At 66.7% G+C, this 22821-nt stretch carries 20 protein-coding genes and 1 pseudogene; 9 read left to right on the plus strand and 12 right to left on the minus strand.

Going from position 1 to position 22821, the window contains the following annotated elements; all coding sequences use genetic code 11:
- Positions 1–222: 222 nt before the first annotated feature.
- The 3 genes from leuA (at position 223) to ACFJI2_RS16530 (ending at position 4539) form a co-directional block, all read left to right on the plus strand.
- Positions 223–1923 carry a 2-isopropylmalate synthase gene (gene leuA / locus ACFJI2_RS16520; RefSeq protein WP_377700998.1) on the plus strand — a complete coding sequence of 567 codons (1701 nt, stop codon included), beginning with the start codon at positions 223–225 and terminating at the stop codon, positions 1921–1923.
- Positions 1923–2834, plus strand: coding sequence for an alpha/beta fold hydrolase (locus tag ACFJI2_RS16525; RefSeq protein WP_377700999.1), 912 nt, complete (start codon positions 1923–1925; stop codon positions 2832–2834). Before leuA ends, ACFJI2_RS16525 begins: the two co-directional genes overlap by 1 nt.
- Before the next feature lie 97 nt (positions 2835–2931).
- Entirely contained in the window at positions 2932–4539 is a 1608-nt protein-coding gene (locus ACFJI2_RS16530) for a methyl-accepting chemotaxis protein (RefSeq protein WP_377701000.1), read from the plus strand.
- Between the two features lie 43 nt (positions 4540–4582).
- Here ACFJI2_RS16530 and egtB read toward each other — a convergent pair whose 3' ends face one another.
- Both egtB and egtD read right to left on the minus strand, forming a co-directional pair.
- Positions 4583–5878 carry an ergothioneine biosynthesis protein EgtB gene (gene egtB / locus ACFJI2_RS16535; protein WP_377701001.1) on the minus strand — a complete coding sequence of 432 codons (1296 nt, stop codon included), beginning with the start codon at positions 5876–5878 and terminating at the stop codon, positions 4583–4585.
- Positions 5879–5891: 13 nt separating this feature from the next.
- Positions 5892–6893, minus strand: coding sequence for an L-histidine N(alpha)-methyltransferase (gene egtD / locus ACFJI2_RS16540; RefSeq protein ID WP_377701003.1), 1002 nt, complete (start codon positions 6891–6893; stop codon positions 5892–5894).
- Between the two features lie 153 nt (positions 6894–7046).
- Here egtD and ACFJI2_RS16545 point away from each other — a divergent pair, with 153 nt between their 5' ends.
- The 6 genes from ACFJI2_RS16545 (at position 7047) to ACFJI2_RS16570 (ending at position 11569) form a co-directional block, all read left to right on the plus strand.
- Complete coding sequence (locus ACFJI2_RS16545; protein ID WP_107870554.1) at positions 7047–7913, plus strand: putative selenate ABC transporter substrate-binding protein; 867 nt, start codon at positions 7047–7049, stop codon at positions 7911–7913.
- Positions 7914–7929: 16 nt separating this feature from the next.
- Positions 7930–8760, plus strand: a complete 831-nt coding sequence (locus tag ACFJI2_RS16550; RefSeq protein WP_107870557.1) for an ATP-binding cassette domain-containing protein — start codon at positions 7930–7932, stop codon at positions 8758–8760.
- Positions 8761–8767: 7 nt separating this feature from the next.
- Positions 8768–9613, plus strand: coding sequence for an ABC transporter permease (locus ACFJI2_RS16555; protein WP_107870559.1), 846 nt, complete (start codon positions 8768–8770; stop codon positions 9611–9613).
- Complete coding sequence (gene phnE / locus ACFJI2_RS16560; protein WP_377705855.1) at positions 9613–10410, plus strand: phosphonate ABC transporter, permease protein PhnE; 798 nt, start codon at positions 9613–9615, stop codon at positions 10408–10410. The genes ACFJI2_RS16555 and phnE overlap by 1 nt, the downstream gene beginning before the upstream one ends.
- A gap of 19 nt (positions 10411–10429) precedes the next feature.
- Complete coding sequence (locus tag ACFJI2_RS16565) at positions 10430–11107, plus strand: ABC transporter ATP-binding protein (RefSeq protein WP_377701005.1); 678 nt, start codon at positions 10430–10432, stop codon at positions 11105–11107.
- A gap of 174 nt (positions 11108–11281) precedes the next feature.
- Positions 11282–11569 carry a hypothetical protein gene (locus tag ACFJI2_RS16570; RefSeq protein WP_056404796.1) on the plus strand — a complete coding sequence of 96 codons (288 nt, stop codon included), beginning with the start codon at positions 11282–11284 and terminating at the stop codon, positions 11567–11569.
- Between the two features lie 115 nt (positions 11570–11684).
- Here the strand turns inward: ACFJI2_RS16570 and ACFJI2_RS16575 are convergent, their stop codons facing one another.
- The 10 genes and pseudogenes from ACFJI2_RS16575 to ACFJI2_RS16620 form a co-directional block, all read right to left on the minus strand.
- Positions 11685–12242, minus strand: coding sequence for a TetR/AcrR family transcriptional regulator (locus ACFJI2_RS16575; protein ID WP_377701006.1), 558 nt, complete (start codon positions 12240–12242; stop codon positions 11685–11687).
- A gap of 15 nt (positions 12243–12257) precedes the next feature.
- Positions 12258–12728 carry a DUF1348 family protein gene (locus ACFJI2_RS16580; protein WP_377701008.1) on the minus strand — a complete coding sequence of 157 codons (471 nt, stop codon included), beginning with the start codon at positions 12726–12728 and terminating at the stop codon, positions 12258–12260.
- 75 nt (positions 12729–12803) lie between these two features.
- A complete protein-coding gene (locus ACFJI2_RS16585; protein WP_377701009.1) occupies positions 12804–13295 on the minus strand; it encodes a molybdenum cofactor synthesis domain-containing protein in 492 nt (163 codons plus the stop codon).
- A gap of 3 nt (positions 13296–13298) precedes the next feature.
- Positions 13299–14057 carry a GNAT family N-acetyltransferase gene (locus ACFJI2_RS16590; RefSeq protein ID WP_377701010.1) on the minus strand — a complete coding sequence of 253 codons (759 nt, stop codon included), beginning with the start codon at positions 14055–14057 and terminating at the stop codon, positions 13299–13301.
- A 93-nt stretch (positions 14058–14150) separates the two neighbouring features.
- Complete coding sequence (locus ACFJI2_RS16595) at positions 14151–14783, minus strand: hypothetical protein (protein ID WP_377701011.1); 633 nt, start codon at positions 14781–14783, stop codon at positions 14151–14153.
- Between the two features lie 44 nt (positions 14784–14827).
- Positions 14828–15908: pseudogene (locus ACFJI2_RS16600) on the minus strand (two-component system response regulator).
- Positions 15905–19219 (minus strand): response regulator, encoded by a 3315-nt coding sequence (locus ACFJI2_RS16605; protein ID WP_377701012.1) that lies wholly within the window; start codon positions 19217–19219, stop codon positions 15905–15907. The pseudogene ACFJI2_RS16600 and the gene ACFJI2_RS16605 overlap by 4 nt, the downstream one beginning before the upstream one ends.
- Positions 19219–20061 carry a substrate-binding periplasmic protein gene (locus ACFJI2_RS16610; protein ID WP_377701013.1) on the minus strand — a complete coding sequence of 281 codons (843 nt, stop codon included), beginning with the start codon at positions 20059–20061 and terminating at the stop codon, positions 19219–19221. The genes ACFJI2_RS16605 and ACFJI2_RS16610 overlap by 1 nt, the downstream gene beginning before the upstream one ends.
- Positions 20062–20063: 2 nt before the next feature.
- The gene (locus ACFJI2_RS16615; RefSeq protein WP_107870576.1) at positions 20064–21518 is read right to left on the minus strand and encodes a Ppx/GppA phosphatase family protein; all 1455 of its coding nucleotides are present in this window, start codon (positions 21516–21518) and stop codon (positions 20064–20066) included.
- 133 nt (positions 21519–21651) lie between these two features.
- Positions 21652–22818: a GGDEF domain-containing protein gene (locus ACFJI2_RS16620; RefSeq protein ID WP_377701014.1), complete on the minus strand. Its 1167-nt coding sequence runs from the start codon at positions 22816–22818 to the stop codon at positions 21652–21654.
- Positions 22819–22821 lie beyond the last annotated feature (3 nt).

The following is a 22821-nucleotide window of genomic DNA, read 5'->3' on the forward strand; positions in this document are numbered from 1 at the left end:
CTCCCCAAAACCAGGAAAGTTTGCACCGATGTTCACCACGGCTATCCACACGCACCGTAGCACCGCACGCACCGCCAACGCCGTTGCGCCTGCGCCGCTACTGCTATCGCTACCGATCGGTTGCCTGGCCTAGCGTCTTCGTGGCCCGCCCGGCAGCCCTCGCCACATCGCATGCGCCCGACACCGGGCTTTCCAAAATTTAGAAGACTCAGGAGTACCACCATGATGTTGCAGAACCCAGCAGCGAAATACCGCGCCTTCCCGGCTGTCCAGTTGACCGACCGTACCTGGCCGAACGCCATCATCAGCAAGCCGCCTATCTGGATGAGCACCGATCTGCGCGACGGCAACCAGGCGCTGATCGAGCCGATGAGCCCTGAGAAGAAACTGCGCTTCTTTGAAATGCTGATCAAGATCGGCATCAAGGAAATCGAAGTGGGCTTCCCTTCCGCGTCGCAGACCGACTTCGACTTCGTGCGCAAGCTGATCGACGAAGACCGCATCCCGGACGACGTCACCATCATCGTGCTGACGCAGTCGCGCGAAGAACTGATCCGCCGCACCGTGGAAGCGGCTGCCGGCGCCAAGCGCGCCATCGTCCACCTGTACAACTCGGTGGCCCCGGTGTTCCGCAAGGTGGTGTTCGGCATGTCGCGCGAAGAGATCACCAACATCGCCACCACCGGCACCACGCTGGTGAAAGAGCTGGTGGCCCAGCATCCGCAAACCGACTGGGGCTTTGAATACACGCCGGAGTCGTTCTCCACCACCGAACTGGATTTCTCCAAGCATATCTGCGACGCCGTGAGCGCCATCTGGAAGCCGACCCCGCAGAAGAAAATGATCATCAACATGCCTTCGACCGTGGAGTGCAGCACGCCCAACGTGTATGCCGACCAGATCGAATGGATGTCGCGCAAGCTGGAGCGCCGCGATTCGCTGATCCTGTCCGTGCACCCGCACAATGACCGCGGCACCGCCATTGCCGCCGCCGAACTGGCCGTGATGGCCGGCGCGGACCGCGTGGAAGGCTGCCTGTTCGGCAACGGCGAGCGCACCGGCAACGTGGACCTGGTGACGTTGGCGTTGAACCTGTACACCCAAGGCGTGCATCCCGGCCTGGACTTCTCCGACATCGACAGCGTGCGCAAGCTGGTGGAAGAGTGCAACCAACTGCCGGTGCACCCGCGCCACCCTTACGTGGGCGACCTGGTCTTCACCGCCTTCTCCGGCTCGCACCAGGACGCGATCAAGAAAGGCTTCGCCAAGCAGCAGCCGGACGCGCCTTGGGAGATCCCTTACCTGCCGATCGACCCGCAAGACCTGGGCCGCAGCTACGACGCGGTGATCCGCGTAAACAGCCAGTCCGGCAAGGGCGGCATGGCTTATCTGCTCGAACAGGACTTCGGCCTGGTGCTGCCGCGCCGCCTGCAGATTGAATTCAGCCGCGCCGTGCAGGCCGTGGCCGACCAGACCGGCCTGGAGATCACCTCGGAAGGCATCCACGAGATCTTCAGCCGCGAATACCTGGAGCAGACCGCCCCTTACGCCTACAGCTCACACAAGATGCAGGAAGACACCACCAGCGACGAGCCGGTGCAGATCGACATCGCCCTCAGCCACCGTGGCGCCAGCATGGCGCTGCAAGGCGGCGGCAATGGTCCGATCGACGCCTTCGTCGACGCGCTCGGCCTGGACATCAAGCTGATGGACTATCACGAGCACTCGATCGGCTCCGGCGCCAACGCCAAGGCGGCCTGCTACGTTGAACTGCGCCTGGAAAACGGCCCGACCCTGTTCGGCGCCGGCATCGACAGCAACATCGTCACCGCCTCCTTCAAGGCCGTGCTGAGCGCCGTCAACCGCCAGATCAAGCAGAAGGAAGCGGCGGCCGCGCCTGCCGGCGCGGACGCCACGGCATAATGCGCGCGCCCACGATCCGCCAGGCGGCTGCGGCCGCCCTCCTGCTCGCCGCCGCCAGCACCCACGCCGCCCCGCCTGCGGGGCAGGATGCTTACGCCAGCGGCCAGGTCAAGGTGGACGTGGGCGACCGCAAGCTGAATATGTATTGCATGGGCAAAGGTTCGCCCACGGTGCTGTTCGAAGCGGACGTGGGCCGCGCCGGCTGGGACTGGTCGGCGGTGCAGCCGGAAGTGGCCAAGCGCACCCGCGCTTGCGTCTACGACCGCGCCGGCATGGGCTTCAGCGACCCGCCCACGCGCGCCGCCAGCGTCGGCAACGCCGCCAAGGATTTGCACTTCCTGCTCAAGAACGCGCGCATGGATGGTCCCTTCGTCGTAGTGGGCGCCGGCTTCGGCGCCATGATCGCGCAGCAGTTCGCCGCGCGCGGACGCGGCAACCTGTCCGGCCTGGTCCTGGTGGAGCCGCCGGCGGACGAGGAACCGGCCGGCCTGGCGGCAGCGCTGGACGGCGCCCTCGCCTGCCTGCAGGCAGCCAACGCCGGCAAGGCGGGGGCGAGCCCGGCATGCGCCTATGCACCGGGCGGCGAAACCGGCCCCAAACTGGCCGCCGCGCAGGCCGCGCAAGTGGCCAACCCCGCCTACTGGCGCGCGCGCGCCTCGGAAATCGACAACCTGGCCGCCAGCGCCAGCCAACTGCGCGCGGCGCGCAAGCCCTACGGCGACATGCCGCTGGCAGTCCTGGCGCGCGGCCTGCCCACCGACGCCGCCACGGCGCGGGCGCAGCAATTGGCCGCCCTGTCCGCACGCGGCAGCAGCCGCGCGCTGCCGGACGCCGGCCTGCCCATCCTGTTCTCGCAGCCGGAAGCCGTTCTCGCCGCCATCACCGAAGTGCTGGACAAGCAACAGCCCTGAGGCTCCGCCGCCACAGCTCTCCCATTTGGCCCCCCGCCGCCCCGCGCTTTTGTTGTTATACTATTTTTGCACTGCAACATTTCGGGGAGGGGACGGCATGAAACTGGCGAATCTGAAGATCGGCGCCCGGCTTGGACTGGGATTTGGCGTAGTCCTCCTGCTGATGGTGGCGCTGATCGGGATCGGGCTGCAACGGCTCTGGCAGATCGGGGACTTGAATGCCACCATGGTGGACAAGGACTGGCGCAAGGCCGATGCCGCCGCCACCATTGCCGCCACCACGCGCGCCAACTCGGCGCTGGTGCTGGAACTCTTCATCACCACGGACAAGGCGGCCGAAGCGCGCATCTACGCTGAGATCGACGCCAACAAGAAGACCATTTCCGACGCGCTGGAACTGCTGGACCAGCTGGTCTATCTCCCCGAAGGCAAAGCCCTGCTGGCCAGCGTGCGGACGCACCGCGTGCAGTACGTGCAATCGTTCGGCAAGGTGGGCAAGCTGATCGCCGCCGGCCAGCGCGACGAAGCTGCCCAGCTGATGTCGCGCGAAACGCTGCCGCTGCTGGCCACGCTGCAAGCCAGCGTCAAGCAGTTAAACGACCTTCAGCGCGGCATCGTCACTGAACACGGCGGGCAGGTGAAGGACTATATCGACACGGCCGGGAAGACAATCGCCGCGCTGGGGGCGCTGGCACTGCTGCTGGGCGTGGCGTTCGCCTGGCGCGTCACGCGTTCGATCACCACGCCGATAGGCCATGCGCTGCAAGTGGCGCGCGCCGTGGCGGCGGGCGACCTGACCACGCGGATCAAGGCCGAAACGCGATGCGAAGCGGGCCAGTTGCTGGAGGCGCTGGACGACATGAACGGCAGCCTGGCGCGCATCGTCGGGCAGGTGCGCAGCGGCACCGGCGCCATCGCCAGCGCTTCCAGCCAGATCGCCAGCGGCAATATGGACCTGTCGTCCCGCACCGAGGCGCAGGCCAGCGCGCTGGAGCAAACCGCGTCGTCGATGATAGAACTGACCACGACGGTGCGCAACAACAACGACAACGCGCGCCAGGCCAATGCGCTGGCGCAGAGCGCGTCCAAAGTGGCGCTGCGCGGCGGCAGCGTGGTGTCGCAGGTGGTCGATACCATGGGGTCGATCAACGCGTCCTCGCGCAAGATTGCGGACATTATCGGCGTCATCGACGGTATCGCCTTCCAGACCAATATCCTGGCGCTGAATGCGGCCGTGGAAGCGGCGCGCGCGGGTGAACAGGGACGCGGCTTTGCGGTGGTGGCAAGCGAGGTGCGCAACCTGGCGCAGCGTTCGGCCAGCGCGGCGAAGGAGATCAAGGTGCTGATCGCCGATTCGGTGGCCAAGGTGGACGCGGGGGCACGCCTGGTTGAGCAGGCCGGCAGCACCATGGATGAGGTGGTGGCGAGCGTGCAGCGGGTCAGCGATATCGTGGGCGAGATTACGCTGGCCAATCACGAGCAGACGGACGGGATTGAGCAGATCAACGTGGCTATCGGCCAGATGGACCAGACTACGCAGCAGAATGCGGCGCTGGTGGAAGAAGCCGCAGCGGCGGCGGCGGCCATGCACGATCAGGCGGGGGCGTTGCAGGAAGTGGTGAGCCAGTTCCGGCTGGAGGAAGCGGCTGTGCACGTGCCCGTGCGCCAGCCCGAGCGCGCGCTGCTGGAGCGGCGCGCCGCGTGACTGCCGGCGGGTTAGGCGAAACGCCGTAACCCGCCATGCCCGGCTAACGCCGCGCCAGGCGGATGCCGGTGAATTGCCAGCGTGCGCCGGCGGGGAAGAAATTGCGGTAGCTGGCGCGCGCATGCCCGGCCGGCGTCACGCACGACGAGCCGCGCAGCACGTACTGGTTCAACATGAACTTGCCGTTGTACTCGCCCAGCGCGCCCGGCGCCGTCTCATAGCCGGGATAAGGCGCATAGCTGCTGCTGGTCCATTGCCAGCAGTGGCCGAACATCTGCAGCAGGCCGCCCGCCGGCGCGGTGCCGGACGCGGACGCTGCGCCCACTCGCGCCGCCGCCGGATGCAGTTCGCCGGTCTCCACCGCCAGCTGCTGCGCCGCAAACTCCCACTCGCCTTCCGTGGGCAGGCGCGCTCCGCGCCAGTGCGCGTAGGCGTCGGCCTCGAACAGCGACAAATGCGTGGCCGGGCTTTCCGGGTCCAATGGCAGCATGCCAAACAGCGTGAACTCAGACCACCGCCCGCTTGCCTCGTCCTGCTGCCAATACATCGGCTTGCGCACGCCTTGCGTGCAGACCCAATCCCAGCCCTCGGCCAGCCACAGCGACGGCGTCTGGTAGCCGCCCGCTTCGATGAAAGCCAGGTACTCGCCATTGCTCACCAGGCGCGATGCCAGCGCGAACGGCGCCACGTACTGGCGGTGGCGCGGCAACTCGTTATCAAAACAGAAGCCATTGCCGGCGTGGCCGATCTCGGTCAAGCCGCCGTCGAAGGCGACCCATTCGGGCGCGGCGCCGCCGGCTGCGGCCACTGCCAGGCCCGCCGGCGCGGCGGCACGCGCCACGTAGGCCGGATGCAGAGGGTTCTGCGCCAGCAGGTGCTTCACGTCGGTCAGCATCAGCTCCTGGTGCTGCTGCTCGTGCTCCAGCCCCAGCGTGACCAGCATCTCGAGCTGCTCGCGCTGCGGCGCCGGCAGCTCGCCTGCGAAGAGGCGCGCCATGCGCACGTCCACATTGGCGCGGTAGGCCTTCACCTCCGCCAGTCCGGGCCGCGTGAGCAAGCCGCGCTGCGGGCGCGGATGCTTTTCGCCGATGCCGTTGTAATAGGAATTGAACAGCACCCTGAACGCCGGATGGAAGGGCGCGAAATCCGCTTCCATGCGTTCCAGGATGAAAGTCTCGAAGAACCAGGTGGTATGCGCCAGATGCCATTTGATGGGACTGGCGTCCGGCATCGACTGCGCGCCGCAGTCCTCGTCCGACAAGGGGGCCGCCAGCGCCAGCGAACGCTCGCGCACCGTGTTGTAGCGCGCAATCCAGTGCGCCGGGTCGGTCATGTGCATGGTTTTATCCGCCTCAGTCGCCGATGGCGCGGGCATGCACCACGGCGAACCACTCCGCGTCGTCGGTCCAGGTGCGCGTGGCGGCAAATCCCGCTTCCTGCAGCAGGTCGATGAAGCTGCGGCGCGTGTATTTGTAGCTGTCTTCCGTGTGGATACGCTCGCCGCGCGCAAAGCTGCGCTCGTAGCCCTGCCAGTTCACGGTGAGCGCCTCGCGCGCCTCCAGGTGCATCTCCACCCTGCTCTCCTCGGCGTTGAAGAAGGCGCGGTGCTGCCACTGCGCCACGTCGAAGTCGGCGCCGATCAGGTGGTTCAGGTGGCGCAGCATGTTCAGGTTGAAGGACGCGGTGACGCCGATCGCGTCGTCATACGCCGCATCCAGCACGGCGCCGTCCTTGATCAGATCCACGCCGATCAGCAGGCCGCCGTCGCCCTGCTCGTTGGCGCGCATGCGGCGCAGGAAGGCGATCGCCTCGTGCGGCGCAAAGTTGCCAATCGATGAACCTGGATAAAAGAACACGCGCCGCTCCGGCCGCACGCTCACCGGCAAATGGAAGCTGCGCGAGAAATCCAGCCCCAGCGGCGTCATTTCAATATGCGGGAAGCGCTGCTGCAGCCGGTTCACCGCCTCCAGCAGGAAATCGCGCGAGATATCGACCGGCACATATTGCGCCGGGTGCAGCAGCGGGAACAGGCTGGCCGCCTTGGCGCAATTGCCCGCGCCCAGGTCGATCAGCGTGGAACCGGCGCCCACCGCCAGCGCAATCTCGGCGCCGTGGCGCTCAAAGATGGACGCTTCGGTGCGCGTGGGATAGTATTCGGGCAGCTCGCAAATCGCCTCGAACAACTTGGAGCCCAGGCTATCGTATAAATACTTGGGCGACGTGTACGCCCGCTGCGCCAGCAAGCCGGTGCTGATCTCGGCGACGGTGGCTGGGCTGCCCTGCGGAACGCTGGCTGGCCGGCTGGGAACATCAGGCGAAATCACGCGGATCGTCGCAGTACGGGACATAGGCATAGTGTGCTCAGTCAAGTTGGTCGGCCATCACCGGGCCTGCTGCCGATGACAGTTTTGCTATCATAGCTGAATATCACATTTCAGGCGCCGCGGCGCCCCAGCCGTGCATACTTGCGTTATCTACTTAACAAATTTGAAAATAGGACCTTCCCGATGAAATTTTCTCCGCTGAACCTCGTCAAATCCCTGATGGCCGCCGGCTTGCTGTTCGCCGCCGCCCAGGCGCCTGCCCAGCAGGTCCTGCGCGTCTCCGCCATTCCGGACGAAGCGCCGACCGAACTGCAGCGCAAGTTCAAGCCGCTGGGCGAGTACTTGGAGAAAAAGCTCAACATGAAGGTCGAGTTCACCCCGGTGACCGACTACGCAGCCTCGGTGGAAGGCCTGATCAACCACAAGCTGGACATGGTATGGTTCGGCGGCTTCACCTTCGTACAAGCCAAGGACCGCAGCAAGGGCCAGGTCGTGCCGCTGGTGCAGCGCGCCGAAGATGAGAAATTCCGCTCGGTGTTCGTCACCACCAACAAGTCCATCAACAAGCTGGATGACCTGAAAGGCAAGACCCTGAGCTTCGGTTCCGAGTCCTCCACCTCCGGCCACCTGATGCCGCGCTCTTTCCTGCTGGCGGCCAAGATCAACCCGGACACCGACATGAAGCGCATCGCCTTCTCGGGCGCGCACGACGCCACCGTGGCCGCTGTTGCCGGCGGCAAGGTCGATGCGGGCGCGCTGAACATCTCCGTATGGGAAAAGCTGGTGGCCGAGAAGAAGGTCGACCCGAGCGCCGTGCGCGTGTTCTACACCACGCCGGGCTACTTCGACTACAACTGGACCGTGCGCGCCGACATGCCGGCGGAAATGAAAAAGAAGATCACCGAAGCCTTCCTGGCGCTGGACCCGTCCAAGCCTGAAGACAAGGCCATCCTGGACCTGCAGCGCGCATCCAAATTCATCCCGACCAAGGCCGAGAACTACACCGCTATCGAAGCGGCTGCCGTCAACGCGGGCCTGCTGAAAAAGTAAGCTAAAAAAACGACTCATGGCATCTCCCCTGTACCTGCTCGAGCGCCTGACGGTGCGCCATTTCGGCGCCGCCAGCGCGCCCGCGCTGCACGCCATCGACCTGGCCATAGCGCCGGGCGAGCAGCTTGCGCTGATCGGCCCTTCGGGCGCCGGCAAGACCACGCTGCTGGCCACGCTGGCGTGCAACCACCAGCCCCAGTCGGACGACGGCGGCCGCTACACGGCCTTTGGCACCGACCCGTGGGCGCTGGACAATGCGGCCCGCCACCGCCTGCGCGCGCGCCTGTTCCTGGCGCCGCAAACGCCGCCGCTGCCGCCGCGCCAGCGCGTGGTGACGGCGGTGCTGGCCGCGCGCCTGCCGCACTGGAGCTTGTGGACCGCCTTGCGCTCGCTGTTCAAACCGGTCGATCCGGAGGCGGCCTACCGCGCGCTGGCCCGCTTCAACCTGGGCGACAAGCTGTATAGCCGCGTGGACCGCCTGTCCGGCGGCGAACGCCAGCGCTGCGGCCTGGCGCGCCTGATGCTGTCGGACGCGCAAGCGCTGCTGGTGGACGAGCCGCTGTCCGCGCTGGACCCGGCCCTGTCGCAGCTCACCCTGGCCACCCTGCAGCAGGAAGCCCGCGAACGCGGCGCCGCGCTGGTGTGCAGCCTGCACCAGGTGGACCTGGCGCTGGCCAATTTCCCGCGCATCGTGGCGCTGAAGAAGGGCCGCGTCGCCTTCGACCTGCCGCGCGAGCAGGTCACCGAAGCGATGATCGCCGAACTGTACCTGGGCGAGCAGCCGCCGGCCAACGCGCCCTCGGTGCACGAATCGCCGGAGAAGCTGGCCATCGGCGCCTGCCTGTAAAGCCTGTATGCGCAATATTCCCGCTGTTCCCTATTCCGAGCGCCACCCCGACCCCGCCTGGCGCGGCCGGGTGACCTTGGCCGTGGTGGCCCTCATCGTGCTGTGGCCTATGGTCGTCGCCAGCGAATTCAAGCCCTCGCTGCTGTTCGACTGGCAAAGCCTGAGCGCCACCGGCCGCTTCCTGGCCGGTTTCGTGCCGCCCGCGCACGACGCCGAATTCCTGGCCATGCTGCTGCGCGAGACCTGGCTGACCATCGCCATCGCCACCGCCGGGCTCACGCTCGCGCTGATCGGCGCCGTTCCCGCCACCCTGCTGGTGACCGAGCGCCTGTCCATCTCGCGCCTGGGCAGCGGCCGCATGGCGCTGCCTTCGCGCCTGCTGCGCCAGGGCGTGCGCTGGCTGCTGATTCTGCTGCGCAGCGTGCCCGAACTGGTGTGGGCGCTGCTGTTCGTGCGCATCGTCGGCCTGGGGCCGACGGCCGGCGTGCTGGCCATCGCCCTCACCTACTGCGGCATGCTGGGCAAGGTGTACGCCGAAATCCTGGAATCGTCCGAAGCCCACGCGGCGGACACGCTGCTGGCCAACGGCAGCGGCAGGCTGGCCGCGCTGCTGTACGGCGCGCTGCCGGAAGCGGCGTCCGAGCTGGTGTCCTATACCGTCTACCGCTGGGAATGCGCGATACGCGGCTCGGTGGTGATGGGCTTTGTCGGCGCCGGCGGCCTGGGCCAGCGCATGGACGAATCGATGAAGATGCTGTCCGGCGGCGAGGTGTCGTCCATGCTGCTGGTGTTCGTGCTGCTGGTGGCGGCCGCCGACCTGGTGTCGAAATACCTGCGGAGGCGACTCGGATGATGGACGCGCCCCTGAACATGCCGGCCGCGCCGGCCCGCTCCTGGTCCGGCTGGCTGATGGCCCTGGCCCTGGCCGTGCTGGTGGCAGCGAGCTTCGCCACGCTGCCGCTCAAGTGGTCCGCGCTGTTCAGCGCGGACGCGCTGCGCAGCAGCAGCGAATTCCTGGCCGGCTTCGCGCCGCCGGAACTGGCCGTGCCCTTTTTGATCAAGACCGCCAACGCCACGCTGGAAACCCTGGCCATGTCCGCGCTCGGGACCCTGCTGGCGGTGGCGGGCGGGCTGCTGCTCGCACTGCCCGGCGCCGGCCGCTTCGGCCGGCCCGCGCGCGCCGCCGTGCGCGTGATGCTCAACGTGCTGCGCTCGGTGCCGGAGCTGGTGTGGGCGTCCATCCTGATGATTGCCGCCGGCCTGGGGCCGTTCGCCGGCACGCTGGCCCTGGCCGCGCACACCGCCGGCGTGCTGGGACGGCTGTTCGCGGACGCGCTGGAAAACGCCGCCCCGCTGCCGGAGCAAAGCCTGCGCACCAACGGCGCCTCGCCGATGGCCGCCTTTTTCTACGCCACGCTGCCGCAAACGCTGCCGCAGATGCTGTCCTACACGCTGTACCGGTGGGAGAACAATATCCGCGCCGCTGCCATCCTCGGCGTGGTGGGCGCGGGCGGCCTGGGGCAAATGCTGAAATACCATTTGTCGCTGTTCCAGATGCAGGCGGCGGCCACCGTCATCATCGCCATGCTGCTGCTGGTGGCGCTGGTGGATGCGGCCAGCTTCGCCACCCGGCGCGCCCTCACCCGTTAGGCTTACTGTCAAGGAATCCATGCTCGTCCTGCGCAACCTGTCCAAGACTTATGCCGGCCGCCCTGTGCTGGCCAATCTGAGCTGGACTTTCCGCGCGGGCGAGTTCGTGGCCATCATGGGCGAATCAGGCGTCGGCAAGTCCACCTTGCTGAACCTGATCGCCGGGCTGGACCAGCCGGATGCCACCGCCGCGCCGCCCATCGTGCTTGACGGCGTGGCCATGTCCGCGCTGGACGACGACGCCGCTACGCGCTTGCGGCGCCGGAAGATGGGCTTTATTTTCCAGGCCTTCCACGTGCTGCCGCACCTGACCTTGCTGCAAAACGTGGCCCTGCCGCTGCTCCTGAACGGCCAGCCGCAGCAGCGCGCGCTGGAGATGCTGGACGCGGTCGGCCTGCAGGGACGCGGCAGCGATTACCCGCACCAGCTGTCCGGCGGCCAGCTGCAGCGTGTGGCGATCGCGCGCGCACTGGTGCACCGGCCCGGGCTGGTGCTGGCCGACGAACCCACCGGCAACCTCGATCCCGACACCGCGCACGGCATACTTTTGCTGCTGCGCAATGAGATCAAATCCAGCGGCGCCTGCACGATCATGGTGACCCATTCCCACGCCGCCGCCGCCATGGCCGACCGCACGCTCGTGCTGACCAGCTCGGGACTACAAGAAACAACATCCGTCAACCGGTTTGCGCAATAAACAAGAATTTTTTTTGTCCTAGACCTACCAATAATCTACCGTTGCAGTATCATACATACAACTTGCTTGGTTATTAATAGTTGAGTTGATCCGCCATGTTTACGCCGTTTGGGCGGTAAAACACAAGCCAGGAGACGCCAATCTATCCACGTTTTTCTAACTAAGGAGGAAAAAATGAGCGTGCGGCAAAAAAAACTGGAACTGATCGAAGCAATGAATCGAGCCAGAGCTTTGGAACCCTCCAGCTTCGTTCCCAACAAGCTGCTCGATACGCTGATTGAGAAGATGCACCTCAAAAATGACGCCGAACTGTGCCGCGTCCTCGAAGTGCAGCCTCCCATCATCAGCAAAATCCGCCACCGAAAACTGGCGGTTGGAGCGACCATTTTGCTGCGTATGCACGAGAAATCAGAATTAAGCATACGTGAGCTGAAAGATCTATCGACTGCCTCGATGCACTGACTCAGCTCCAGTCGTGCAATGCCAGGCGCCGGCATCGCGGTCACCGGCGCCAACCAACAGCCCAGCCCCTGCTGTTACCCCTCCTGTTTGTCCAATTCCCGATTCTTGCATAACTTCAATTGCTCAGCCGCATGCGCAGGCGTTGCATCGTCGTCAGGAACACGTCCGGCCGGTCGAATGCGCGCGCCAGCACCAGTGCGCCCTGGATGCCGCCCACCACTTCTTCGGACAGCGCGGCCGCCTCGGGACCGCTTTTTCCCGTGCGCACCAGCGCGCTGGACAGCGCGTCTATCCAGGCCGCGAAATAGTCGCGCACCTTGACGGCGAAACGATCGCGCTCATTGCCCAGCGCGAACACGCCCACCAGGCATACCTTGCGCCCGGACAGGAAATAGCGCTCCACCTCGGCAAACATATTGGCGATGCCGGCGCCGGCGTCGGCGCTCTCCTGCAATGGCTCGAACACGTGCAGGCGGAACCAGGCGTCGATTTCGCCCAGCACGGCGTCCGCCATTTCCTCTTTGCCGCCCGGAAAGAAGTTGTAAATACTCCCCTTTCCCAGCCGGGTACCTTCGGTTATCCGGGCCAGGCTGGCCCCTTCAAAGCCGTAAGCGCGGAATACTTCCGCCAGCAGCGGCACCACGTCGGCCCGTTCTGCGATCATTCTTGCCATTGCATTCCTTCTCGATTAAAAGCCCAGCTCGGTCAGGCTGGGATAGTCCGCCGGGCGCGGGCCGCTGGCGTCCCACCGCAGCTTGCGCTCGGACTCCTTGATCGGCGCTTCGTTGATGCTGGCGTGACGGTGGTGCATCAGGCCGTTCTCGTCGAATTCCCAGTTTTCGTTGCCGTAGGCGCGGAACCACTGGCCGGAGTCGTCATGGTATTCGTAGGCGAAGCGGACGGCAATGCGGGCGCCGTCGTGCGCCCACAATTCTTTTACCAGGCGATAGTCCAGTTCACGCGTCCATTTGCGCTTGAGCAGGCCGATGATGGCCGCGCGGCCCTGCACGAATTCGCCCCGGTTGCGCCACCAGCTATCTTCGGTATAGGCGAGCGCGACTTTTTCGGCGTCGCGGGTATTCCAGCCGTTTTCGGCAAGGCGGACCTTTTCTATGGCGGTTTCACGCGTGAACGGCGGCAGTGGGGGACGAGTGGACATGGCAGACCTTTCTGTAGTGAGGTTGTTCCGATCGGTACCCTATGTACCGATCAGTACAATCACTATAATCCTTGATCAGGCCGTCTGCAAGCACTTTTTTCGAGGCGGCACGGCAAGCTGGGCGCCGATGATGCGGTCCCAGGCCAGCGCGCAGGCGCCCACCACGCCGGGCAGGCAGAAGATCAGCGTGCCATTGGCATAGCCGGCCAGCGCGCGCGACTGCACGATGGTGCTGCCGACCGCACTGTAGGCCAAGTGCTGCAGCAATTCACCGAAGCCGCGTATTTCCTGCTCCAGCAGGCTAGCGGCCGCATCCGGGACGGCGTTGCGGCGTACGAAGCCGCTGCCGCCGGAACTGAGCACCACCTGGATCTCGGGGTCGGCGATGCAGTCGCTCAGCACTTGCCGCACCTCGTGCACGCCGTCGCCCATGCAGACGCGGCGCACCACGCGGTGGCCGGCCGCTTCGGCGCGCGCGGCCAGCAGTTCCCCTGCCCCGTCCCGCACGGCGCCGTGCTGGCTGCTCACGCTGAGCACCGCGCAGCGCAGGCTGATTGCCTGGTCCACCGGTCAGCCTTCCACGCCGTAGTGGCGCGCGTAGCGGCTGTCCAGGTTCGCCAGCGGCATCAGCAGGAACAGGTCGGCGCTTTCAAAATCAGGGTCCCAGGCCGGTTCGCCGCAGATCCACGCGCCCGAGCGCATATAACCCTTGAGCAGCGGCGGCACTTGCGGATGCTGGGCCGCTTCGAGTTTGCTGTAGGGGAAAGGCAGGTGCGGCGTGACGCGGTACTCGGCCGGGGCCATGTGCTTGGCGGCCAGCGCGTTGTACACGCCCACCGCATTGTGGCCGCCGTCCGCCAGGCTGATGCTGGCGCAGCCGGCCAGGAAATCGCAGCGCTCGCGGCGCATGTATTCGGCCAGGCCGGACCACAGCAGCATGATGACGCTGCCGCCACGGTAGTCCGGGTGGATGCAGGCGCGGCCCGCTTCCACGATGCGGCTGCGCACATTGTTCAGGCGGCTGAGGTCGAATTCGTTTTCGGAATAGACGCGGCCCAGCTTGTGGGCGCGCGCGGCGCTCAGCAGGCGGTAGGTGCCGACCACGCTCAGGGTGTTGGTGTCGCGCACGATCAGGTGATCGCAGTGTTCGTCGAATTCGTCGCTGTCCAACCCGTCTTCACTGGCCAGCGCGGTCAGGCCCATCGTTTCGATGAAGACCTTGTAGCGCAGACGCTGCACTTCGCGCAGTTCCTCGGCCGTGCTGGCCATGCTGAGCGACAGCTTGGCGGAGGCAGTGCGGATTTCCGTCTGTAAGATAGGCTGTTGCATGCTTCGTCCTTGTGAGTTGAGACGAAGCAAGCGTAGCCCGGGAATACTTCAGGACCGTGACAAAGTCATGTCACTTTGGTTACATACAACGGCTCAGGCCTTTTTCGGACGGCCGGTTTTCAGCTGCGGCAGCGAGCCCAGCACGCTTTTCAGCGTGGCCATGTCGATTTTGCTGATCAGGGCGACGCCAACGCGCAGCAGTTCGCTTTTCTTGATCTCGAAACCGGCTTTCAGGGCGGCCTTTTTCACCTGGCCCAGCACGGCGTATTCGGCTTCCGGCATGGTGAAGCTGTCGCGCACCAGCTTTTCCTTGCGGGCTTTCTCCTTGGCGGGGTCGGCGGGCTTGGCGGCGGCCTTAGGGGCGGCAGCTTTAGGGGCAACGGCTTTCACGGCGGTCTTCGGTGCGGCAGGCTTGGCGGCTTTCGGTACAGCAGCGGCTTTCGGCGCGGCGGCCTTGGATGGCGCGGCCTTGGCGCCGGCCTTCGGTGCTGCTGCCTTCGGTGCGGCTGCCTTCGGTGCTGCGGCCTTCGGTGCGGCAGCGGTCTTGGGCGCGGCGGCTTTCACGGCTGCAGTCTTCGGTGCGGCGACCTTGGCTGCCGCTGCGCGCGGCGCGGCTGGCTTGGCGCCGTTGACCTTGGCGACGGCGGCTTTCGGCGCAGCGGCGGCTGGCGCGGCGGCTTTTGCAGTGCGTGCGGCCGGTTTGGCTGCGCTAAGGGTTTTACTCATTTTCACTCCTGGATTTTGAACAATATAAACAATATATACTATTTTTAAGGAGCCTGCTCATCCGCAACTTCTTCCGCGTCCGTGAATTTGCTGGCAATCTCCGCGAAAGTGCCGGCAATCTCCACGAACGCGTCCAGGATATCGGGGTCGAAATGCGTGCCGCGTCCATCCTGCATGACCGCCACCGCCTCGGCGTGGCTGAACGGCGGCTTGTAGATGCGCTTGGAGATCAGCGCGTCGTACACGTCCGCCACCGCCATCAGGCGCGCCGACAGGGGAATCGCCTCACCCGCCAGTTTTTCCGGGTAGCCCGAGCCGTCCCACTTCTCCTGGTGCGAGTGCGCAATCTCCCGGGCATAAGTGAGGAAGCCGTTGCTGCCGCCAATGTACTCCTCCACCTGGCGTATCGTGTCCCCGTCCGCGCACCGCGTGCAGCTTCATGATTTCGAATTCATCCTGATCCAGCTTGCCCGGCTTGAGCACGATGCTGTCCGGCAAGCCGGCCTTGCCGATGTCGTGCAGCGGCGCCGACTTGTACAGCAGCGTGATGTTCTCGTCCGTCAGTTCGGCCGCAAAGCGCGGGTGGCTTTGCAGCTTGCGCGCCAGCGCGGCCACGTAGTTCTGCGTGCGGCGGATATGGTTGCTGGTCTCCTTGTCGCGCGTCTCGGCCATGGTGGCCATGGCCATGATGGTGGCGTCCTGCATCAGCGACATCTGGCCGGATTGCTGCTGGCTCGCGGCGCGCAGCTTCAGGTGCGTGGCCACGCGCGCAAACAGGATAGGTGGGCTGACCGGCTTGGTGAGGTAGTCGACCGCGCCCAGGCGCAGGCCGAGCGCTTCGTCTTCAGGCTGGCTTTTGGCGGTCAGGAACAGCACCGGAACGTCGGCGGTGGCGGGGTTCTGCTTGAGGCGGCGGCAGGTTTCGTAGCCGTCCATGCCGGGCATCATCACGTCCAGCAGCACCAGGTCGACCGTGGAGGTCTCCGCGATTTGCAGCGCGGTGGCGCCGTCCTTGGCAACCTTGGTATTGTATTTGTCCTTCAGCAGCATGGACAGCAGCGTGATGTTGTCGGGCGTGTCGTCGACGATCAGGATGGTTTGGCGGGCGGTCTGTTTGGTATTCATGCAGGGTCCAGTTGTTGTACGGCGGCGGCCAGCAATTGGCTGGCAGCGGCGAAGTCATAGTGTGCCATGTGTCCGGCCAGGCGGTCCATTGTTGCCGCTGACAGCAGCGTGGCCAGGGCGGGACGGCTGCTATCAAAGTAGTCGGTGCTGTCGCCGTTGAATTCGGCGAGCAGGGATTGGAGCTTGCGCAGCGCCGCGATGGCGTCCGCCGCGTCCTGGCCGGCGGCCGCGTCCCCGGCGCCTGCCGGCCGGACGAGCGGGGCTGATTCAAAATGGCGGTCCAGCGCGTGGATGACGCCGGACAGCGCACGTTCCACGGCGGCCAGCATGGGGGCGACGGCAGCGAAATCGATGGACGCAGCGGGCGCGGCGGCGGGCGGCGCCGGGTGGCCCGGTGCCGGCCGGCGCACCGGGGCGAACTGCGCCAGCACGGCCTCGAGATCGCGGGCGGTGCGCTCGAGGACGGTGGCGCCGAGATTGCCGGCCACGCCGCGCAAGCTGTGGGCGGCGGCACTTGCGGCACTTGCGTCGCCGCGCGCCACGGCGGCGTGCAGGTCCTCGGCCGCGCTGCGCTGGTTCTGGCGGAAGCTGTCGAGCAGCTGCAGATAGAGCGCGGCGTTGCCGGCCACGTAGTGCAGGCCGCGCGCCGAGTCGATACCCTCGAGCTGCGGTACGGCAGCCTGCGGGGCGGCACCGGGCGCACCGGCCGCTGCGGCGGCTGCCGTGGCCGTGGCTGTGGCTGTGGCCGCGGTTGCGGCCCCCGCACCGGCTGCCCGGTAGCGCTGGGCGGCACCGGGGGCCAGGGTGGGTTCGGGCGACGGCGCCTGGGCCGGCGCCAGGCGCGCGATGCCCAGCCAGCGCGCCAGCACGGCATATAGCCGCTCCGGCTCGACCGGCTTGGTGATGTAATCCTGCATGCCTTCGGCCAAGCAGCGCTCGCGGATGTCCGGCAACGCGTGCGCGGTCATGGCGACCACGGGCACCGCGTCGAACGCCTTGTCCTGGCGCAGGCGCCGCGTGGCCGCATGACCGTCAAGCAGCGGCATTTCCAGGTCCATCAGCACCATGGCGTAGGCCTCCGGGCCGCCCTCGCGCAGCATCTCCAGGGCCTGTTCGCCGTTGCCGGCCATGTCCACGCAGATGCCCAGCGTCGCCATCAGCTCGGCCCCGATCTGCTGGTTCACCGCGTTATCCTCCACCAGCAGCACGCGCGCGGTGTAGCGCTGGCCCGGCACGGCTTCGCTGTCGGCCTGCTCCGCCTGCCGGCGCGGACCGATGCGGCGCGGCAGGTCCGAACGCCGCTCGCCGCCGCGCTGCTTGAAACCGGGCGCCAGCAGCGTCACCAGCGTATCCACCAGCGCCGACTGCCCTATCGGCTTGAACAGGAACCCGATCACGCCCGCCGCTTCCGCCTCCGGCTGCACCTCCTCGCGCCCGAAGGCCGTCACCAGCACCATGCCGGGCCGCGCCGTCAGCGCGCCATCCTGCTGCACGCGGCGCGACAACTCAATGCCGTCCATGTCCGGCATCTTCCAGTCGCTCAGCACCAGCCGGTACGGATCGCCCGCGCTGTCGGCCGCCGCGATGCAGGCCAGCGCCTCGGCGCCGCTGGCTGCCGTGTCGGTCCGCAGCGGTAGCGCGCGCATGGCTTCGGCCAGGATTTCCAGCGCCACCGGGCTGTCGTCCACCAGCAGCAGGCGCACGCCGCTCAGCGTAGCCGGCACCGCCACGGCACGCTCGCCCTGCACGGTGAGCGGGAACTCCAGGTCGAAGCGGAAGACGGAACCCCGCTCCGGCGTGCTTTCGACCGTGATTTCGCCGCCCATCAGCTCCACCAGCTGCTGCGAAATCGACAAGCCCAGTCCAGTGCCGCCATACTCGCGCGTGGTGGAGCCGTTGGCCTGGCTGAAGGCATGGAACAGCTTGCCCACTTGCTCCGGTGTCATGCCGATGCCGGTGTCGCGCACGGAGAAGCGCAGCAGCGCCGTATGGTCCGGGCGGCCGGGCGGCGGCGCATCGAGCCGGGTGCAGCTCATTTCCAGCTCCCCCGCCGGGGTGAATTTGACCGCGTTGTTGACCAGGTTGATCAGCACCTGCTCCAGCCGCAGCGGATCGCCAACCAGGTGGCGCGGAATGGAAGGCGGCACGTGGAACAGGTATTCGAGCTGCTTGTCCGCCGCGCGCTGGCTGGTGACGCTGGCCACGTTGGCCAGCACGTCGTCCAGGAAGAACGGCACCTGCTCCACTTCCAGCCGGCCCGCCTCGATCTTGGAGAAATCCAGGATGTCGTTGATGATGGCCAGCAGCGACATGGCGGCGCGATGGATCTTGTTCACATAGTCGTGCTGCTTGGGCGTCAGGCCGGTGCGCAGCGCCAGGTAGGCCATGCCGATGATGGCGCTCATCGGCGTGCGGATCTCGTGGCTCATATTGGCCAGGAACTCGGACTTGGCCACGTTGGCCGCTTCGGCCAGCTCGTTGGCCTTCACCAGCTGCTTCTGGCTGTCGCTGGCCAGTTGCGCGGTGCGGGTCAGCTCGGCGGTGCGCTCGGCAATCTTGTGCTCCAGGTGGCTGTTCAGCTCACGCAGCTCGTGCTCGGCCTGGCCTAGCCGGGTCAGGGTGTCGCGGAAGCTGTGCACGGCCTTGGACAGGCGGCCCACCTGGTCGACCCGCTGGATGCCGGACAGCGTGATGTCCACGTCGCCCTCGGTGAGCTTTTCCAGCGCATTCTGGATGTCGGTGAACGGCCGGATCACCTTGCGCCCGACCAGCAGGATGGAAATGACGATGGCCAGCGCCAGCACCAGGTTGGCCATCACGCTGTGGGCGATCTGGCGCCGCAGCTGCAAGTCCACCTGCTGGCGCGAGAACGCCAGCTCCAGCGTGCCGACCGGGTAGCTGCGCCTGGCGTCCCGGAATTCAACCTTGCGGCGCACGGTGATGGCGTCGGCCGCCGCGCCCCCGCCGGCCGGAGCCGCCCGGCCGGCGCGCTCGGTGTCGAAGCTGGCCAGCTGTTCGCCGCCCGGCGCCAGCACGCGCAGCATCACCACTTCCGGGGTGGCCTGCATGGCGTCCACCACGCTGGCCACGGCCGCGCTATTGATGTCGAACAGCGGCCGCGCCAGGGTCTGCGCCAGCACGCTGGCCAGGTGCTCGGCACGCTCGTGCAGGTGCTGCTCGGCCTCGGCGCGCTGCACGTGGGCCGCGTAGGTGGTGTAGAGGGCGGTGGTCAGGGCCACGGCCAGCAAAATGCCGACCGCCAGCCGCAGCAGGATGTCCTCGCGCCAGGCCTTGAGCAGGCGCTGGCGCATCAGCCGCCCCCGCCTTCCAGGGCGGCTTTCTCAAGCTTTCGGTAGGCCGGGCTGTTGCGCGCCTGCGCCATGGCGCTCCAGATGCGCTGCGCCAGTGCCGGGCGGCGCTCGACCATGCTGTGCGACAGCACCAGGAAATACGGCTTTTCGATCAGGGGCAGCGGCAGCACTTCCAGCTGCGCCGCCATCGGGCCGCGCATGACGGCGGCGGTGTCGCTGCCACCCAGCGCCGCCGCGCCAACCCGGCCAGCGATCAGCTTGCGCGCCAATTCGTCGGCGCGCTGGCTGCCCTCGTCCACCTCCACGCGCAGGCCGCGCAGCACGTCGCCCACCGAGTAGCCGAGCTGGAAGCCGACCGGACCGTCCAGCTTGCGCAGCGCCTTGCCATCCCACTCCACGGCGCTGCCCTTGCGGCGCAACAGCATGTAGCGGTCCACGTGCATGCGCCTGGCGCTGTCGGCGCCGGTGCTGGTGCTGGTGCTGGTGCTGCTGCCTGCGGCGCCGGGGAACACGCCCAGCGCACGCCGCTCCGGCATGTAGCTGACGGCGAAAGCGCCGTCGTAGGCGTTGGCCTGCAGCTGCGCCAGGCAGCGTTTCCACGGCACGCTCTGGAAATCGAAGCGGATATTGAGGCGCTGCTCCACCATGTGCAGCAGCTCGAAGTTCAAGCCTCCCTGCTGCTCCGTGCGCCACGGCGCGACGTTGGCGCGCTCGAAGCACAGGGTGACGGTTTCCACCGGCTGCGCCAGCGCGGGCGCAGGCAAGCAGGCCACGCCGCATGCCAGGGCAGCCAGGACGGCCAGGGAGCGGATGGCCCGGGTGGCCCGGTAGCGGCGCGCCATGGTCAGGCGTTGGTCCGTATGCTGAAGTCCACGCCCACTTCGTCCCACAGCTCCTGCTCCTTTTCCATCCAGTAGGACACCGTGGGGTGGTCGGCCACCCACTCGCGCCGCATTTCCAGTTCAATCCGGTTTTTCATGCGCAGCTTCAGCTCCGTGAAATCGATCTCTATGCGCGAGTGCATGAACAGGATGGCCAGGCGCAGCGCCACCACGGCCTTGGCGAAGTCGCTGTCGGTCAGCGCGTCGCCCACCTTGCGCAGGTTGCCCTTCTGCGCCACGATCAGGCGGCCCATGGTTTTCTGCTCGCGCGTGGTGAAGCCCGGCAGGTCGGCGTTTTCCACCATGTAGCAGGCGTGCTTGTGATAACCGGTCTGCGACACCACCATCCCTACTTCGTGCAGCAGCGCGCTCCAGGACAGCAAGCGGGTGTAGTTGTCGGTCAGCGGCTTCATCTGCGCGTACAGCGCGACGGCGTATTCGGCCACGCGGTTGGCGCGGCCCTCGTCCACCTGGAATTTCTGCAGGAAGGCGCGCACCGACTGGTCGCGGCGGTCGCGCTTGGTCGAACGCAGCTGCAAATCCCACATCACGCCCACCCGCAGGCCGGCCTCGATCGGGGTCAGGCTGGACACGCCCAGCTCGTGCACCAGCGCGATCAGCACCGCGAGGCCGCCGATGATGGTGCTGGCGCGGTCCGGGCGCAGGCCCGGCATGTCGATCTTGCTCACGTGGCCGGCCGCGATGAAGCGCTTCTTCAGCGCCTCCAGGCTGACCGCAGTCACGCCGTTGCCCAGCTTGTTCTTCTCGATGATCTCGGCGATGGCGCGGATGGTGCCGGACGAGCCATAGCACTTTTTCCAGTATTCGGGATGGTAAGGCGGCGCGGCGTCCTCGAAATGGCTGCGCGCCGACAGGATGGCGGCCTCGAACGACGGCGCATCCACCCGGCCGCCGACAAAGAAGGACAGGCTTTGCTTGACGCTGCCGATGGAGAACGACTCCACCCGCTCGATATCGCTGCCGCGCCCCAGTATCAGCTCGGTGGAGCCGCCGCCGATGTCGATCACCAGGCGCCGCTCGCCGGGCAGGTTGAGCGCGTTCGACACGCCCATGTAGATCAGCCGCCCCTCCTCCTCGCCGGAGATGATTTCAATGGGGTGGCCGATGGCCTGTTCGGCGGCGGGCAGGAAGGCGGCGGAATTGCGCGCCAGGCGCATGGTGGAGGTGGCCACCACGCGCACCGCCTCCAGGTCGTAGCCGGCCAGCACCTGGCGGAAGTTCTTCAGGCAGCCCAGGGCGGACTGCATGGCCGCCTCGGTCAGATTGCCGGAGGCGTCCAGGCCGGCCGCCAGCCGGATCGGCTCGCGCGCGGATTTGACGACGCGGATCTCGTCGCCGTCATGCTTGCCGATGGCAAGCCGAAAACTATTGGAACCCAGGTCTACCGCTGCGTACATGCTACTTGCTCCAGGTGTGGGTCCGTGTATTGATTCCAGCATCGATTTATACTGTTTATATGAAAATGCTACCACAGTACGGCTCGATTGTGACGCGATGATGACAGTCTGTCCCGTGCGCGAGGCCGGGCGGCTACACTTCCTCGGCGATGGTCACGTCCGGCGCTTCCACCACCTTGTTGGCGCCGCCCAGCATGGCCTGCTGCAGGGCGCCGTCGGCGCGCTTGAACAGGGTGACGGTGCTGTCGTCGGCGCGGATGGTGGTCACGCCCATGCTGGCGCTCAGGCTGATCATGGCCTTGTCGGCGCGCACCGGCTGGCTGGCGATGGCGGCGCGGATGCGCTCGGCCACCATGGCCGCGTCCTGCTGCGAGGTGCGCGGCAGCTGGATGGCGAATTCGGCGCCGCCCAGGCGGCCCATCAGGTCGCTGTCGCGCAGCTGCTTCTTGCAGATGTCGACCATGGCTTTCAGCACCACGTCGCCCACGGTGTGGCCGTAGCTGTCGTTGACGCGCTTGAACTGGTCCAGGTTCAGGATGATCAGCGCGGTGGGCAGGCCGGGACGGCGCGCCAGCGCCATCCACGGCGCCAGCGCCTGGTAGAAGCCGCGCCGGTTCGGCACGTCCGTCAGCGCATCGATCACTTCCAGGCGCGCCAGCTCCGATTGCAGCTTCTCGCGCGACAGCAGCAGGTAGCCGAAGGCATTGGTCAGCATCATCAGGTACAGCGCGCCGAAGCCCACGCCCTGCAGCACCAGCGGCCCGACCCAGGACCAGCCTTCGGGATGGGTGGCCGCCAGCAGGCCGCGTCCGGCCACCAGCACGCTCAGGCCAGCCATGGTCACCACCAGGTAGCGCCGCAGCATGGAGCCGCCGCGCCAGGCCACGGCCAGCGCGGCCACGCCGGACAGGAAGAAGCCGCTGACAATGAGGAAGCCGGCGGCCGCGCGCGCGCCCGGCTCCACCTCCATGACATGGCAGGCCAGATAGACGAACGACGCGCCGACCAGCGCCGGCAGCAGCAGGCGGCGCCAGCCCGGCCGGCCGGCCGCTTCCCACAGCGCGCCGGCGTCCAGCGCCATGCCGGCAAACAGCAGCACATTGGCCAGCGGCCCGGTCAGCATGTCCGGCAGCACGCCGCGGAAGTACAGCAGGAACCAGGCCGCCGCCTGCAATTGCTTGGCGACCGCCCAGGTGGACAGGCTGAGGGACTTCTTGCTTTCGTATTCGAAAAAGAACAGCGCCGCGCACAGGCTCAGATTGCCCAGCGCCAGCGCCAGTACCAAGGTTTTTATATCCATGTC

The sequence above is a fragment of the Pseudoduganella sp. UC29_71 genome (assembly GCF_042693265.1).
Lineage (GTDB): Bacteria > Pseudomonadota > Gammaproteobacteria > Burkholderiales > Burkholderiaceae_D > Rugamonas.

What these genes read in the sequence shown, in the direction of transcription:
- ACFJI2_RS16565 (WP_377701005.1), top strand. Translation starts at nt 10,430, where the DNA reads ATGCTCGTCCTGCGCAACCTGTCCAAGACTTATGCCGGCCGCCCTGTG.
- ACFJI2_RS16525 (WP_377700999.1), top strand. Translation starts at nt 1,923, where the DNA reads ATGCGCGCGCCCACGATCCGCCAGGCGGCTGCGGCCGCCCTCCTGCTC.
- ACFJI2_RS16620 (WP_377701014.1), bottom strand. Translation starts at nt 22,818, where the DNA reads ATGGATATAAAAACCTTGGTACTGGCGCTGGCGCTGGGCAATCTGAGC.
- ACFJI2_RS16580 (WP_377701008.1), bottom strand. Translation starts at nt 12,728, where the DNA reads ATGTCCACTCGTCCCCCACTGCCGCCGTTCACGCGTGAAACCGCCATA.
- egtD (WP_377701003.1), bottom strand. Translation starts at nt 6,893, where the DNA reads ATGCCTATGTCCCGTACTGCGACGATCCGCGTGATTTCGCCTGATGTT.
- ACFJI2_RS16615 (WP_107870576.1), bottom strand. Translation starts at nt 21,518, where the DNA reads ATGTACGCAGCGGTAGACCTGGGTTCCAATAGTTTTCGGCTTGCCATC.
- phnE (WP_377705855.1), top strand. Translation starts at nt 9,613, where the DNA reads ATGGACGCGCCCCTGAACATGCCGGCCGCGCCGGCCCGCTCCTGGTCC.
- leuA (WP_377700998.1), top strand. Translation starts at nt 223, where the DNA reads ATGATGTTGCAGAACCCAGCAGCGAAATACCGCGCCTTCCCGGCTGTC.
- ACFJI2_RS16605 (WP_377701012.1), bottom strand. Translation starts at nt 19,219, where the DNA reads ATGCGCCAGCGCCTGCTCAAGGCCTGGCGCGAGGACATCCTGCTGCGG.
- ACFJI2_RS16555 (WP_107870559.1), top strand. Translation starts at nt 8,768, where the DNA reads ATGCGCAATATTCCCGCTGTTCCCTATTCCGAGCGCCACCCCGACCCC.
- ACFJI2_RS16550 (WP_107870557.1), top strand. Translation starts at nt 7,930, where the DNA reads ATGGCATCTCCCCTGTACCTGCTCGAGCGCCTGACGGTGCGCCATTTC.
- ACFJI2_RS16595 (WP_377701011.1), bottom strand. Translation starts at nt 14,783, where the DNA reads ATGAGTAAAACCCTTAGCGCAGCCAAACCGGCCGCACGCACTGCAAAA.
- ACFJI2_RS16575 (WP_377701006.1), bottom strand. Translation starts at nt 12,242, where the DNA reads ATGGCAAGAATGATCGCAGAACGGGCCGACGTGGTGCCGCTGCTGGCG.
- egtB (WP_377701001.1), bottom strand. Translation starts at nt 5,878, where the DNA reads ATGCACATGACCGACCCGGCGCACTGGATTGCGCGCTACAACACGGTG.
- ACFJI2_RS16570 (WP_056404796.1), top strand. Translation starts at nt 11,282, where the DNA reads ATGAGCGTGCGGCAAAAAAAACTGGAACTGATCGAAGCAATGAATCGA.
- ACFJI2_RS16545 (WP_107870554.1), top strand. Translation starts at nt 7,047, where the DNA reads ATGAAATTTTCTCCGCTGAACCTCGTCAAATCCCTGATGGCCGCCGGC.
- ACFJI2_RS16610 (WP_377701013.1), bottom strand. Translation starts at nt 20,061, where the DNA reads ATGGCGCGCCGCTACCGGGCCACCCGGGCCATCCGCTCCCTGGCCGTC.
- ACFJI2_RS16590 (WP_377701010.1), bottom strand. Translation starts at nt 14,057, where the DNA reads ATGCAACAGCCTATCTTACAGACGGAAATCCGCACTGCCTCCGCCAAG.
- ACFJI2_RS16530 (WP_377701000.1), top strand. Translation starts at nt 2,932, where the DNA reads ATGAAACTGGCGAATCTGAAGATCGGCGCCCGGCTTGGACTGGGATTT.